This is a genomic window from Treponema sp., from assembly GCF_017430385.1.
Classification (GTDB): Bacteria; Spirochaetota; Spirochaetia; order Treponematales; family Treponemataceae; genus Treponema_D.
In genome coordinates this window covers 1-14,106 of the sequence record NZ_JAFRNB010000187.1, presented here as the reverse complement: position 1 = coordinate 14,106, position 14,106 = coordinate 1, and the positions used below count along the sequence as shown (strand labels likewise).

Below are 14,106 nucleotides of genomic sequence, written 5' to 3'. Positions count from 1 at the left end.
GGAAAGGCTTTTCCCCTACCCTTTTTTTATTTGTTGTTTCTTGCCTTTAGTTCCTGAGAGATTTCCTCAACTTTTTCGTCGGTCAGGATGAACTTGCTCTTGAAGATTAGCACGCCGGCTATCAAAACCAGGATTGGAATCAGAGTCATTACGAGGCGGAGTCCCATTTTTGAGGCTGCATCAACGCCCTGTGAGAAATCGATGTTTGCGTTTTCTGCCGCATCACATGCAACCTGTTTGAGATTGAGGACTGAGAGCGCAAGGGATGCGATGAATGCCGCTACGCCGGAAGCTAGTTTTACTACGAATGTCTGCATTGAGAAGATGACGCTTTCGTCACGGCGGTTGTTGATGAGGTCGCCGAAGTCAACTGTGTTCGCAAGGAAAATCGTGATGATTACATTGTTCACGCCTGCGCTGGCCATTACGAGAACGCCAGGAATAAGGAACGGAACTACTGAATTTATGCCGATTGTTGCCAATGCGAGGAGCGCGATGTAACCGATGATGCTCATCGTGATGCTGACATAGAAAATCTTGATGTTGTTGAGCTTAAGAAGGTTTCGCAGGAACGGGTACAATACCATCATCGCAAGGATTTGTGTGCCGCCACCGACCATGTTGAAGAGTGCATAGCCGTCGTTCCAGTTTGTACCGCCCAAGTCGTACTTGAAGAAGTAGATTACGAGGTTAGATGTGATGTAAAGCGCGATGTTTACGACTACGATTGTGATTACGACGCACATTGCCTGATTGTTCTGGACGAGAGCACGGAACATCTCGCCGATTTTTGCCGTCTTCATGTTGACAGAAGACTCTTCCTTGATTGAGACACAGAGGATAATCGTGAAGACCACGAAAAGGACTGCGACTGCAAGGGAGAAATATTTGAAGCCGACAAGCTCGTTCCACTGGGTTCCAGGGAAGCGTGATGCAAGGGCTTCCGGCACTTTGCCGCCGAACATTCCGCCGAGCATAGGAACGATAATCATTGTTGCGATTGAGATGATTGCGGAACCGACACCAGCACAGCTTCGTGCGAGGGTTGTGAGTCCTTCTCGCTCTTTTCCGCCGTTTGTGAATGCCGGAATCATTGACCAGTAAGGAATGTCCATCATCGTGTATGTTACGCCCCAAAGGATGTAAGTGACTGCCGCATAAGCGATGAGGCCTTTCATGTCAAGGCTTGGAGGAGCCGCGAACATAAGGAAAAGAACAGCGGCATTGGTGAGAGTGCCAATCAAGAGCCATGGACGGAATTTGCCCCAGCGGGTCTTAGTCTTTGCGACGACAACGCCCATAATCGGGTCATTGAACGCATCGAAAATTCGGGCTACAAGCAAGATAATGCCCATTGCGACTGCGCTGACCCCCATGATGTCCTGAAAATAATACAAGATGTAACTTGCGGAAAGCATGTAAACCATGTCTTTTCCGACCGCACCAAGTCCGTAAGATGCTTTTTCCTTAAGTCCAAGCATTTTAAGCCCCCTTTTTTTTAATTCTTTAACGAAACCAACAGCATATTTATTAATATTTCAATCTGCTTGCGTGCTTCTACGATTTCGTCCATCGCAAGTAAGTCGCCTGAGATTGAGAGTTTTTGCGCGAGGCAGAACAGAGAATGCATCATCGTGATGAACATTTCCTGAGTGCTTGCGCCTGAAAGAACTGCATTTTTGGAGCCTTTGAAAGAAATCGAGCCGTCTGCGATTCCTTTGTCCAGAGCCTGAACGACGATTGTGTTCGTGCCCAAAATTGTCCTTTCATATTCACGGAGTTTTTCAGCACTGACTTTTTCTTTTTTTATGAAAGAGTCAAAGTAGTAGATGAAGCTGAAAAAACTTCGCTGTGTCACGAGCGCGTCCGCAAACACTTCAAGCAATTCCTTTAACTGCTCAAAACCTGTAAGCGAGCCGTATTTTTCGCTCGTGAAAACTTCGTTGAAAACAGCAAGTTCCAGATTCCAGGCGTAGATTGCAACTTCAATCGCAAGCTCTTCTTTTGTCTGGAAATAACGGTAAAGTGAAGCGACTCCGATTTTTGAAGCCGCGGCAATATCATTCATCGATATGTTTTCGATACCGTTCTCCGAAAACAAACCGAAGGTACATTCAATAATGGCCTGAATGCGGCCATCCCTTTTCTGTTGGCGAGTTTCACCTGCCTGCCCAGGCATACATACTCTCCTGTCTTCCGATAGCTTTTTCAACTGCATGATAAGCACCATTATAAATTCCTGCCTTTTTATTGGCAATAATGGCACCGTTCATTTTTTCCAGCAGATCCGGACTCTCAATGAACTGGCGGAGCATGAAGTTCGCGTAGTCAAGGTTCGGACACTCAGGAGTTCCGTCACCGACTTCCGCAGCACGAATCGCACCCCAGCACTCGTGACCGCCGACATGCTGAATCATCAGCTTCGGAACCGGGTAGAATGCAAGCTCGCTCGGCTTTGTGATAAGGACATCAGATGCACGAATCAGGATGTTTGTCGCATAGACAGCCGCGAAAATGTCCTTGTGGCAGAATACATGGATTCCGCATGACTCTTCACCGATGCAGGAAATATCGTTCAAGGCTTTCTCAGCGAAAGATTTTGTGAATTTCCAGTCGTGGAAGTGAGTCTTTGAGACTTCTTCGATTCCCGGAATCTTCTCCCTGAACATGTTCCATACATTCTCATAGTCTCCGATGTTCAGATAAAGGGCGGCTTTCTTTGACTTGACATAAGGAAGAAGAGTGCGGATCAAAGATGCGAAATAATCTCCCTGCGCTCCAGCCCCGCCGATTGTCAGAAGGAATCTGAGCGGTTTTTTGCCGGTTATGCGGTCAAGCCTTTTCTTGCAGTCGCTCTCAATGTTTGCGACCATCTCATCGTCCATATAGTGGCCTGCATAGCAGATATCATTCTCGCCCATAGGATTGAGGATATTGTCGCCGTCAAAGCCTTTGAGCGTTCTGTATGAAAGATATGATGAAGGTGTCTGAACAAGATGCAAAGCCCCTTCGCTCAAATGCAAGCCCATCGCCCAGTTGTCAGGAATTGCGTTTACGACATGCGTGAAGCCCGCATGAACGGCAGCCTGAGCCGGCCATACATGAGTTGCGATGTAAGGAGTCTCGCGCGGAAGGTCGTTCAGAACCGGTGTCATAAGCTCGGCCGTTTTCTGGTCGCCGGCGTTGTAAGTGAGCTTTTTGAAGCCCTCAGTGTTGAGCGGATCCCAGACGAGTTTGTTGAAGAGCTTAGACTTTTGTGAAAGTCGGCTCGCCATCGAATAAAGTTTGTTCTGATAAGCAATGATTTTCGTGCAAGTCGTTTCGGGGAAAGAATTCAAGTCGAGCCAAAGCGGAGTGTAGCCCATTGCGTGTGCCGCGCTGGCCATTGCCATTGAGATGCGGTAATGTCCGAATCCCATGCGGATGTTTCCGATGATGACAGATTTTTCCGGCAATGCACCCATCGGCTCTTTTGAAAGCACAAGAACTTTTGCCCCGAAAGCAGGAGTCAGAACCTCGTTGTCCACGGCGGCAAGATGATAAGGAACATTCCTGTCATCGCCGAACTTTTTAAGGAATTTTTTCTGCTGTGCCGCCGCTTTGCGCAGAGTCTTTTTATCGATTACATTTCCGAAAATGCAAGATGACCTGTCCATTTTTCTCTCCTTTTTTTAATTTCTTTTATAAATCGAAATCGAGTGTGGCTCAAATGCGAAATTCTCGCCGTTGCGATTTCCGTATTCAATGACTGACTCAAGATTCTCTGGTTTTTCCTTGAATCGTGAAATCAGTTCGTTTCTTTCTATATTAATGCTCTCGTCGCTCAGGTTGATGAAGCCCGTGTACTTTTCGCCCTTTGAGAAGATGAAATACGATGTAGAATCCCTGTTCTCAACACCGAAGTCCTCGTTCTCAAAAATTTTGTACAGCGACTCGATTTTTTTCGTGAACTCACCTTCTTTTTCCGCATCGAAATGCACCGGGTCATCCGAATGCATAATCTGGCTCGCAAAAAGATAGTTCACCATCGAAATCAGGATTTTTTCCTTGTCGTCAAGCGAAATATTCTCGTAGCGAAGGAAAACTACATCCGGGTCGTTGATATAAACGCCCTGATTCCAGAAAGCGTGTCCCAAAGTGCTCTGCATGTTCACGAACGCGCTTGTTCTTGAAGGGAAATGAGCCTCTTTCATCCAGGCAACATCCCAGTCTTCTTTTGTGTCCGGCCCGATTCTTGAGAGCGGGAAAGCGTTAAAGCTCGCCTCGAAAGGCATTCCGCAGCCCAAGTAAGCCACATTCTCGCCTTTTTTGTTCACAGTGCGTTTTGTGAGGACTTTCACTGCCCTGTCGTACCATTTGTAAGCAGCTCCGCCATTCGTGAATTTTCCGTAAATCATGCCCGCGAAGAGGAAGTCAAGCTTAAGATAGCGGAATCCCCATTCGTTTACGGCCGTGTCAATCAAGTGATCAAGATAAGCAAGAACATCGTCACGGCTCAAATCAAAGCAGAAATATGACCACGGAAGCGATGGCTGCTCCTTTCCGAAAGTGTCTCCCCAAAGAGGATTCAATCCTGCGGCAATCGGCTTGCCCTTCTTGTCACGAAGAATCCAGTCACGGTGAGATTTTGCGAATTCGCTGCGCCAGTCGATGATAAACGGAGCCATCCAAAGTCCCGGAACATAGCCCTTCTCAGAAATTGAAGAAGCGAGGGCTGTCATTCCGCCAGGAAATCTTGTGCGGCGGGCATCCCAGTCACCCAAAGAAATTTCCCAGCCGTCGTCAACCTGAAAGACGCATGGCTTTTTATTGTCCAGGAAGTGAGTTTTGATAAGATTCTCTGTATGCGAAAGGCTTTCCAAGTCACCTTTGATAAGCTCATTGTTGATGTCAGCGTAGTGATTGTACCAGGATTCCCATCCGCCCACAGTGATTTTCTCGCCCTGCGGTGTTGTATTAAGAAAACCCAGAGAGCCGAATCGAGCAGCACTGTCAGAAGCAAAAAGCTCCTGGGTTATTTTACGAAGCTCAAAAAAATCGCTCGCGGGAAACAAGGCAAGTTCGGCAATCTTGTCGCCCTCATGCCATTCTTTTCCGTCCGCGTACACGGTGCAGGAAATTTTCCGCTTCTTTCGGTCAACATAAAAATTCACCGGCGGAAGAAGCTCTTTCGTATTTCCCACCGAAGCCACGGCAAGATACTGATTCTTGCCATTCACATTCCAGCGCAAATACATGAAGAAGCTTCCGACAAGCATTTTTTTTGACGAAAGTTTTTTCGGCAATTTTCCCGGAACCGTAAAATACTGTTTCCACTGCGGCACAATCGGGAAATACCGTTTCTGATATTTTCCAGCATCGATTTCGCCGCCAAATCCCCAGCTCTGCCAGCCTGAGCCATAGAAAGCGAAGTCATTTGTCTTGCAAAACTCAGCTGCATTCACTCCGCATTTTTCTGCCACAAGTGAATCAAGGAGCGAATCAACAGAAAGAACTGCAAAGATTCGATTTTCGCTGTCAGTGCAAGCCGCACCATGATAGTAATATTCTTTTCTTTCCAATCCGTTCATTTTTTAACTCCATTGATTCTAAATTGTAGTCCAGTCGTCTCGCACGGATGCGAGACCAAAGCCAGAGAATATTCTGTTTGCTGAAAGTGAACAGAATATTCTCGTACTAATCAAAATTACAGGAGGTAATTTTGATTAGAAGAACATTTCTACGCCGATTGGCATGTAGATTCTGTGGTTCTGTGATTTGTAAGAAAGGTCAACGATGTTGTTAACATTTCCGTCCATTGTCTGCAATGAGAATCGGTCCGCGATTCCTGCGAACATGAAGTTGTTTGCAGCAAATGTCTTTTTGATGTAGATTTCTGCACCGATGTTGTGCTGGCGGAGCTTGAGGTCGTTCAAAGTAAGCTCATTGTCCATAGAAATTGCCTTTCCGTCAGCTTTTGCAGATGTGATGTTGTAGTTTCCAGAAAGACCTACAAATACATCCTGTTTTCCGAATGGATTGATACAAACTTCTGCGAGGAAGTCAACGCCAGCCATGAAGATGTTTGCTCCGTCACCCTTCTTCATCTGAAGGAGTCCTTCGCCAGAGCCTGTGATGTCTGTGTACTGAGCGAGGTTAGAAACACCCTGTCCGCCCCAGACATGACCTTTGTACATGATGAAGCCCTGTTTGATAACACCCATTGTTCCCAAGCATGAATACCAGTTATAGAATTTCTCAGGGTCATAATCGCGCAAGTCGTTGTCAGTTACGATTGGAAGTTTGAAACCAAGCTCGATGAGGTTGGCGTTTGGTGTCTCAGAAAGGTTCAAGTTCGGGTCGAGGAAGCTTGTTGCTCCGCCCATGAAGCCGAGCCAGTCGATGCCGAATTCCATGCGACCGTAGTAGTCGTTCATGTCGAAACCAGCTTTTCGTGCAGCCTTGTAAGTGTTGCGTGCATAGCGGTAGTTCCATTCAGAGATTGAGTCGCCCCAGTACTGAGCCTTAACCTGTACAAGTCCTGGAACTGTGTATCCGATTCCGGCCTGCATTGTACGCATTGCATCATAGAATCCGATTGATTTTCCACTGTTCTTGTCGACTGCACTTTCAGTTCGGCTTGTAACCGCACCTGTATTTACATCTTTTGTAGCGATTCCCATTGGAGCTGAAAGGTCGATTGCGGCTGCAGCATAGAATCCTTCGAGAGCTGAATCTTCCTGTCCTTTTGTTGATACGAACAAGCCTGTTGTTGGCCAGAACTCAGAGAAAATATCGTCCTCTGATTTTACATCGCCAGACTCGCGCTGACCGAAATCACCGATTGTACCGCGGAGTTCCTGCTCACGCATTTTTCCGAAAGCAACTTTATTCTGCAAGCCGAAAGGTGTGTCGAACAAGCCCCAAACTTTTGCCTGGTCACCGATTGCAACGGCATATTTTCCGTCCTCGTTGTAGTTTACATTGTCAGAAGCCTCGTCAGCATCCCAGAGTTTGTGAACGAAGAGAGCGTGTGCATCAGCATCAAGGTTGAAGTCGAATCCGTATTTCTGATCTGGAGTACGGCCGATAATCCAGAAGCCGACTCGTGAGCCATAAGACCAATCCGGTTCAAGTGAAGCGAATCCCTTAGAATTGCTCTCATCTTTCTCGTATTTTTTGAGCATGTTGACAAGAGCCATTGCTGTACCACAGTCATTAAGATATTTCTCAGCATCTGTATAGCCGTATTTTGCCATATCAGCAACAAGAGTTGCACCTACAGTTTCAGCCTCAGTAGCAAGAGCAACAATTGTCGCATCATTTGCCCCACTAAGAGTATCAATTCCTGCAGGAGTATCTTTACTAGCTTTTACCAAAGCATCTGCATAAACTTTTGCTGACCCCTGAAGTTTTTTGTAAGCATCTTCTACAGCGTCAAAAGCAGCTTTTTTCTCAGCATTAGTAGAATCTGCCTGATAAGCCTTCCTAGCAGTTAAATAAGTCTTAGCAGTTTGTGCAGCAGTAGCAAGTGTTCCCTTATAAAGAGCATAAGCAGTTGAAGCATTCGTAGTATAATCATCCTGTGTCCAAACCTGTGAAACAGTATCAATATATGTTTCACTTCCGTTTTCAACCTTTGTTTTTTTTGTATATGTGTCGCCAACACTCACTTTCCGCAACTTATTGTTTCCATACTCGTCTTTTCCAGCAGCAGCTTCAATAGTACCCCAAAGAGTTGCATCATTTTTAATTTCTTCATATTTTGCTGTAGCTGCAGACAAGTCAGAAGCAGCAGCCTGTGCCATTGCACTCACAACATCAACATCAATCTTGGTCTTTGTCATCTGTCGTCCTACATTGAAAGTAGACCTACCCCATGCACCAAAAGAAATGTCACCCACAGATGTTGAAAGCGTGTGTGCCTTCAAAGTCTCGTGTGTCTCGGCAAAAGCCAAGCCAGCTGTAAGAGCAATAGCCGAAGCAGCTGCAACCAATTTTTTCATATTTTCCTCCTTTTTTAATAACTTCTCGCAAGTTTTATAACCTTTTTGGAAGTCCGTTGTTATTTTTTGATAGTATCACTATCAATTTCTTTCAAGCATTATGATAGTACCACTATCACTTTCTGTCAACAGGAATTTGAGAAAATTTCGCCAGAATTTCATGGAAATTTCCGAGGAGAATTTGTGATTTTTGGTGGTTCTGAGTAAAAAAAATCCCGCACTTCAAATTGAAATGCGGGCATAAAATCAGCCGGTTGATTTAGTTCGCTTCTACTGTCTCATGCGAAAGTTTTTCTTTGAGTTCCAGAACATCTTCCAGAGGAAGGGAAGTCCATTTTGCAACTTGTTCTGGCGGAACATCATCTTTGAGCATGTTTTTTGCATTAGCGAGGGAGGTTTTCTGAGCCAACTCTTTCTTTGATTCTTCAAACTTCAACTTCGAGTCTTCAAACTCTTTCTTCGATTCTTCAAGCTCTTTCTTCGAGTCTTCAAGCTTCAGCTTCGAGTCTTCAAACTCTTGCTTTGTCTCTTCAAACTTCAGCTTCGAGTCTTCAAACTCTTGCTTTGATTCTTCAAATTCCTGCTGTTTTTCCTTTAGTTCTTGTTGTGCAAGTTTCAATTTCTCATCAAGGGCCTTACTCTCTCTATCTCTTCGCTCTCTAGCTTTTTGCTCGCTGACCATATCTGCCACACGACCAATTTCCTTGCCCTGAAAGAACCACCGCCAGCTGTCCATGCTGATTCCTTTTAAGGTCGCTTCTGCGCTCATGATGCCCTCCTCATTTTTTACCAATTCATCTATCAAATCCTGACGGTCAGGATTGTCCGCCTCTTGTAAAAATTTACACCATTTGAGCAGAGTTGGCAAGTTTTTTGCCTCTTGTGCAGTCTTGATTTCGGGGAGCTTTGCAAGCTCCAGAAAGATTATGTTCAGCCGTCCGGCAACTTTCGCTCCGTCCTTTGGGTCACACATCACATAGTGGTGAGTGGGGCTGTCATTGCTCGTGTCATACTTGAAGTTAAGCACGGAAATTTGATAAACCTCTGGAACTTTGTCCCAGTCATCTCCAATCTCAATAGTTGAGCTTATCATCCGAGAGGCATAATACTCTGCCCGCTTCCCGTAATCATAATCCCGCTTGAAGCCCTGCATCTCAACCTGCGCGCGCCTTCCATCCACAAACTCACAGTTGATATCATATTCAATTCCTCTTTGCTCATCATATTGCTTGCTCTCCGCATTCTCCACGACCATAACCTCGGCAACCTCGCACCCAATCGCCGCGCTCAGAAACGATTTCAGCGCACACCTCGACTCATCAGTATCTTGCGTGAAGATTGCCTTAAAATTCGCGTCAAGCCGAGGATTCAGAATTTTGAAGTTTTCTATTTTTTCCATATTTTCTCCCTGCAACCGCCCCTCTCGGTCTGCATATATTAATAGGAAAAATTTTTTCATTTTTGGCAACCAAAACCAAAAATAGTCAGAAAAGTGCAAAAGATTTTCTATTTTCTCGTTTATAATTCCCTCATGCTAAAACGCTCTGGCCACGCGGATTTGCCGCTTCATACGGGGGTCGTTCCCAAGTGGCTTGCAGACAGGATGAAACTTCTCGGAACACAAATCGTCGAAGCACTTCTGATTAATTACGGAAAGAAGGAAGTTCTCGTGCGCCTCAGTGACCCGCTCTGGTTTCAGTCGCTTGGGGCGGTGCTTGGCATGGACTGGCATTCAAGCGGAATCACAACAAGCGTAATGTACGCGCTCAAACGAGGAATCAACGAACGTGCACGAGAATTCGGCCTTTGCGTATGTGGCGGGCGCGGAAAATACTCCCGGAAAACGCCCGACGAGCTTTTGTATCTTGCGGATGCGACAGGTCTCGATGGGCTCTCGCTCGTAAATGCAAGCAAGCTCACGGCTAAAGTCGATGGATGCGCAGTTCAGGACGGATTTCAGCTTTACATGCACAATTTTGTCCTCAGCGACGAGGGCGACTGGGTTGTAGTCCAGCAGGGAATGAACACAAGCACGAGGACTGCGCGGCGTTACCACTGGAGTTCGGAAAATCTCCGTTCGTTCGTGGATGAGCCGCATTCCGGGATAACAGGCGAAAATCAAGGCAAAATCCTTAATCTCACGGACAGCGCGGCCAAAGAAACCCGCGGAACAATCCTCACGCTCACTCACGAAAACCCGGACAGAATGATTCGGGAAATCGCGAAGATTTCCGGCAATGACTATTCAAGACAGCTGGAATTTGATTTTGAAGGCACACAAGAAGTCAGCAGGGAGCAGCTAGCAATGAACAATGCGAAGGGGGAAGTCTCCCCCTCGTCTGCAATGGCTTCGCCATTTCCGCCTGCCCCCACTGCGGGGACACCCCGCAACGCCCCGCCAGAAAACAGCTGGCAAGGCTCGCAAATCTTAATTCGTAACGACAGGAACCTTGTGATGCCGGCTCATCATGATGTTAGAGCTGAGGATGTTGATTTAAAACGACTGGGCGCGGTGCTTGCCACGGCCTACGAAAGCGACAACAAGGATTTTGAGTCACTTTTGCTCACACCTGGACTTGGTCCGCGCACACTTCAGAGCCTCACCCTCGTGAGCGAAGTAATTTACGGCACTCCAAGCAGATTCACAGACCCGGCACGATTCAGTTTTGCGCACGGCGGAAAGGACGGCCATCCATTCCCGGTTCCGTGCAGGATTTATGACGAGTCAATCCGCGTTCTTGGAGACGCAATCGAAAAATCAAAGCTTGGCTACAACGACAAAAGCGAATGCCTGCGCCGGCTGAGCACCACCGCCCAAGAAATCGAAAAGTACTGCGACCCGATCGCCGACTTCGACGCAACAATCGCCCGCGAGCGTGAACACAGCAAAGAGTGGGGCGGCAGGACTTGCAAGGATTAGAAGGGCGAATGTCAGGTTTTGAAATTTTCTGCTGTATCAAAAAAACGGCTTCCAGTCGTGATAACGGCTTAGCGAAAACGCAGGCTAGCCTGCTACACGCGTTTTGTGCTTGTAACTATATACGTTTGCCGCTCACGCGGCAGCACAAAACGAGTGTTTTCGTAAGCCGTTTCACTTCTTCGCGCCGTTTTTTTACAATATCCGGTAACTTCCAAACCTGACATTCGGCCTAAAATAAGCTTGGCTGGAGTGAATCTTCGGGGAAGTCTTCTATCCATTTGAAGATTGATTCTCCGCCAAAAATTATCTGAAAAAAAATTGACAGACTACACGCCTTTCATGATATAATAAGTATATTTTAAGAATATATAATAATTATTTAAAGGACTTCTGTCATGAACAAAAAAAGAATTTCTCTCGCTACAAAATTGTCAATTGGCGTATCACTGATTATTCTGCTTGTAGTAGCACTGGCCGTAAACTTAACGGCACACTTTTTTTCACAATATTGTCTGGATAACTTTTATGAAAGTGCAGAAACAGCAATTTCTGAATTTTCAGACTCAATCTCCATGTTTTTTGATTCAAAGAAAGTTGAGCTGAATGTTTTTGCCGAATCAGACCAGGTTAAGGCAGCGGATGAAAGCATTCACTCTTTCGTGAACGAAACTGGCACAATCCAGATTCTGGGTTACGAAAAAAGTCCTGTTGAAGAAGAAATCCGCAAAATCTGTAAAAGTTTTGCGAAAAACGACAAAGATATTGCCGAAATCTACCTTGGCACAAAGTGGGGCGGCTACGCTACAAATTTTGACAGCTCAATGAACGGAGGATACGATCCCCGCAAGCGAGGCTGGTACGAAACCGCAAACAAAGGGAACGGCAAAGTCATGATTACCGATGCATTTGCGTCAACAGTCGGCACGACAGTCGTAGGAATCACCCGCTGTGCCTACAATGAAGGTGGCGAATTTATCGGAAACGCTTCTATCGAAGTATCTTTGGAAACATTGAACACAATTCTTGAAGGCATGAAACTGGGCAAAGATTCATTCTTCATGATGATTCAAAAAGACGGAATCGTCCTCGCAGACACAGGAATCAAAAAGAGCAACTTCAAGAAGATTTCGGAAATCGGCATCCCGGACCTTGAGACCTTCTTCACCGGCTCAGAGACAAAGGGTTCTATCGTGGTTCCTGGCGGAAAATACAGCAAATACATCACCAAAAAAATCACGAATCCCAAAACAGACTATCAGATCATCGCGCTTTGTCCTTATGACACAGTTTATGCCACATTCTTCACCACCCTCAACACTACAGTCTCAATCTGTGTAATTTTTGCAATCATCGTAGCCCTGGGAACAGCTTTAGTCACCAGAAAAGTAATCCGCCCGCTCAAGACAATCCGCAACAACATCAGTGATAATGCGGCTCAGATTGCACAGGGAAAAGCAAACCTCACTGATCGAATCTTCATCAAATCAAAAAATGAAATCGGCGATGTCGCTGACAGTTTCAATGTCTTCATCGAAAAGCTTCAGGACATCATCAGGAACATGAAGCAGACAAAAACCGCTCTCAATTTAGCCGGCAGTAAACTCAACGACTCAACAAGCGAAACAATGGCGGCAATCACACAAATCAGCGCAAGCATTGAGGATGTCGGCAAAAATCTTTCATCTCAGAACGGAGAAGTTTCAAAAACAGCAAGCAGCGTAAAACATATTCTCGGAAGCATTTCTTCACTCGAAGAACTTGTAGCTTCCCAGGCAGAATCTGTAGAGGGAGCATCAAGTGCCGTTGAGCAGATGATTGGAAACATCAGCGAAGTAAATCGTTCTGTCGAAAAGATGGCAGCTTCTTTCAGTGTGCTTGAAGCAGACGCACAGAGCGGAGCAAAAACACAGGAAGAACTTCAGAACCAAATCACAGAGATAGATAATCAGTCGAAACTTTTGAGCGAGGCAAACGCCGTAATCGCATCAATTGCAGAGCAGACAAATCTTCTTGCTATGAATGCGGCGATTGAGGCAGCTCATGCAGGTGAGGCAGGCAAAGGTTTTGCGGTCGTCGCAGATGAAATCCGAAAACTTTCGGAGACTTCTTCAACTCAGTCTAAGACAATCGGCGAGCAGCTCAACAGAATCCAGAACACAATCGGCACCGTCGTTGAAGCGACACAAAAAGGCGTTCAGGGTTATGCTCACCTTGCAAACGAAATCCACGAAACTGATTCTCTCGTACGACATATAAGGGCAGCAATGACCGAGCAGCAGGAAGGTTCAACTCAGATTACGACAGCTCTTCACGGCATGAACGACAGCACTCAGCAGGTTCAGAATGCCTCAAAAGAAATGACAGCGGACAGCCGCACGATTATGAACGAAATCTCCCTTCTCCAGAACAAAAGTTCAAATATGCAGCAGGGAATCAGGGAAATGAGCGCAAGTGCCGAGAAAATCAACCTCCTGGGCAACTCTCTTTCAGAAATTTCCCGCCTCATGGAAGACTCAATCGGCAAAATGGGCCAGCAGGTTGATCAGTTTGAAGTGTAATTTGTGCTTTCCTAAAACAAACTCGGCTGGAGTGAATCTTCGGGGAAGTCTTCTATCCATTTGAAGATTGATTCTCCGCCGAGCATTATGTTATGCTTTTTGCAAACCTGTGAAATATGAGCCATAAGCTGATTTTCATTCCGGCTTGTAATCATGTAGCTGTTTCCGAAAGTTTTGATGTAACGTTCTTTTAAGCCCGAAAAATCGCACGTCCTTTGCGGAAAGCCTGTCCAATGCGGCATAAATTGTCATCGGCGGTGGTGAGCGTCATCTGAACGACGGCTTTTGTCTTCCGGTTGATTCGCTCCAGAACATCAAGGTCACGCAAAACAAGGTCGGATTTTGTAAGAAGGGCCGCGCCAAAATCATAGCGGTCAATTACTTCAAGGCAACATCTCATAAGACAGAGTTCTTTTTCGGCAGGAATGTAGGGGTCGCACATTGAGCCTGTTCCAATCATACAGCGGCGACGTTTTTTGCGAAGGGCAGCAGCAAGCAATTCCGCCGCATTCTGTTTTACTTCAATGTCTTCAAAAGCGTGTGTAAACTGATAGCACTTGCTCCGTGAATCACAGTAAATGCATCCGTGCGAGCATCCGCGGTAGATGTTCATGCCACAGGGCTTTGCAGAAAGAATTGTTTT

Annotated in this window: 8 protein-coding genes and 1 pseudogene; 2 read left to right on the top strand and 7 right to left on the bottom strand. The window is 46.1% G+C overall.

Annotated features, from left to right (window positions below):
* Positions 1-26: 26 nt before the first annotated feature.
* The 6 genes from IJJ71_RS14785 to IJJ71_RS14760 form a co-directional block, all read right to left on the bottom strand.
* Positions 27-1,481, bottom strand: a complete 1,455-nt coding sequence (locus IJJ71_RS14785; protein ID WP_296848123.1) for a glycoside-pentoside-hexuronide (GPH):cation symporter — start codon at positions 1,479-1,481, stop codon at positions 27-29.
* Positions 1,482-1,498: 17 nt separating this feature from the next.
* Positions 1,499-2,179, bottom strand: coding sequence for a TetR/AcrR family transcriptional regulator (locus IJJ71_RS14780; RefSeq protein WP_296848121.1), 681 nt, complete (start codon positions 2,177-2,179; stop codon positions 1,499-1,501).
* On the bottom strand, positions 2,160-3,656 hold the full coding sequence (locus tag IJJ71_RS14775; protein ID WP_296848119.1) for a DUF6937 domain-containing protein: 1,497 nt from the start codon (positions 3,654-3,656) through the stop codon (positions 2,160-2,162). The genes IJJ71_RS14780 and IJJ71_RS14775 overlap by 20 nt, the downstream gene beginning before the upstream one ends.
* Positions 3,657-3,671: 15 nt before the next feature.
* The gene (locus tag IJJ71_RS14770; protein ID WP_296848117.1) at positions 3,672-5,570 is read right to left on the bottom strand and encodes a glycoside hydrolase family 36 protein; all 1,899 of its coding nucleotides are present in this window, start codon (positions 5,568-5,570) and stop codon (positions 3,672-3,674) included.
* A 135-nt stretch (positions 5,571-5,705) separates the two neighbouring features.
* A complete protein-coding gene (locus tag IJJ71_RS14765) occupies positions 5,706-7,985 on the bottom strand; it encodes a hypothetical protein (RefSeq protein ID WP_296848115.1) in 2,280 nt (759 codons plus the stop codon).
* Positions 7,986-8,244: 259 nt separating this feature from the next.
* Complete coding sequence (locus tag IJJ71_RS14760; RefSeq protein WP_296848113.1) at positions 8,245-9,384, bottom strand: Rpn family recombination-promoting nuclease/putative transposase; 1,140 nt, start codon at positions 9,382-9,384, stop codon at positions 8,245-8,247.
* Positions 9,385-9,516: 132 nt separating this feature from the next.
* On the opposite strand from IJJ71_RS14760, the gene IJJ71_RS14755 reads away from it, so the two are divergent.
* Both IJJ71_RS14755 and IJJ71_RS14750 read left to right on the top strand, forming a co-directional pair.
* Positions 9,517-10,905, top strand: coding sequence for a DUF763 domain-containing protein (locus tag IJJ71_RS14755; protein WP_296848111.1), 1,389 nt, complete (start codon positions 9,517-9,519; stop codon positions 10,903-10,905).
* 395 nt (positions 10,906-11,300) lie between these two features.
* Complete coding sequence (locus tag IJJ71_RS14750; protein WP_296848110.1) at positions 11,301-13,463, top strand: methyl-accepting chemotaxis protein; 2,163 nt, start codon at positions 11,301-11,303, stop codon at positions 13,461-13,463.
* An 11-nt stretch (positions 13,464-13,474) separates the two neighbouring features.
* Here IJJ71_RS14750 and IJJ71_RS14745 read toward each other — a convergent pair.
* Positions 13,475-14,106: pseudogene (locus IJJ71_RS14745) on the bottom strand (hypothetical protein); the annotation flags it as partial.

Excerpts from the sequence above, each read along its gene's own strand:
- IJJ71_RS14785 (WP_296848123.1), bottom strand. The coding sequence starts at position 1,481 with ATGCTTGGACTTAAGGAAAAAGCATCTTACGGACTTGGTGCGGTCGGA.
- IJJ71_RS14780 (WP_296848121.1), bottom strand. The coding sequence starts at position 2,179 with ATGCCTGGGCAGGCAGGTGAAACTCGCCAACAGAAAAGGGATGGCCGC.
- IJJ71_RS14775 (WP_296848119.1), bottom strand. The coding sequence starts at position 3,656 with ATGGACAGGTCATCTTGCATTTTCGGAAATGTAATCGATAAAAAGACT.
- IJJ71_RS14770 (WP_296848117.1), bottom strand. The coding sequence starts at position 5,570 with ATGAACGGATTGGAAAGAAAAGAATATTACTATCATGGTGCGGCTTGC.
- IJJ71_RS14765 (WP_296848115.1), bottom strand. The coding sequence starts at position 7,985 with ATGAAAAAATTGGTTGCAGCTGCTTCGGCTATTGCTCTTACAGCTGGC.
- IJJ71_RS14760 (WP_296848113.1), bottom strand. The coding sequence starts at position 9,384 with ATGGAAAAAATAGAAAACTTCAAAATTCTGAATCCTCGGCTTGACGCG.
- IJJ71_RS14755 (WP_296848111.1), top strand. The coding sequence starts at position 9,517 with ATGCTAAAACGCTCTGGCCACGCGGATTTGCCGCTTCATACGGGGGTC.
- IJJ71_RS14750 (WP_296848110.1), top strand. The coding sequence starts at position 11,301 with ATGAACAAAAAAAGAATTTCTCTCGCTACAAAATTGTCAATTGGCGTA.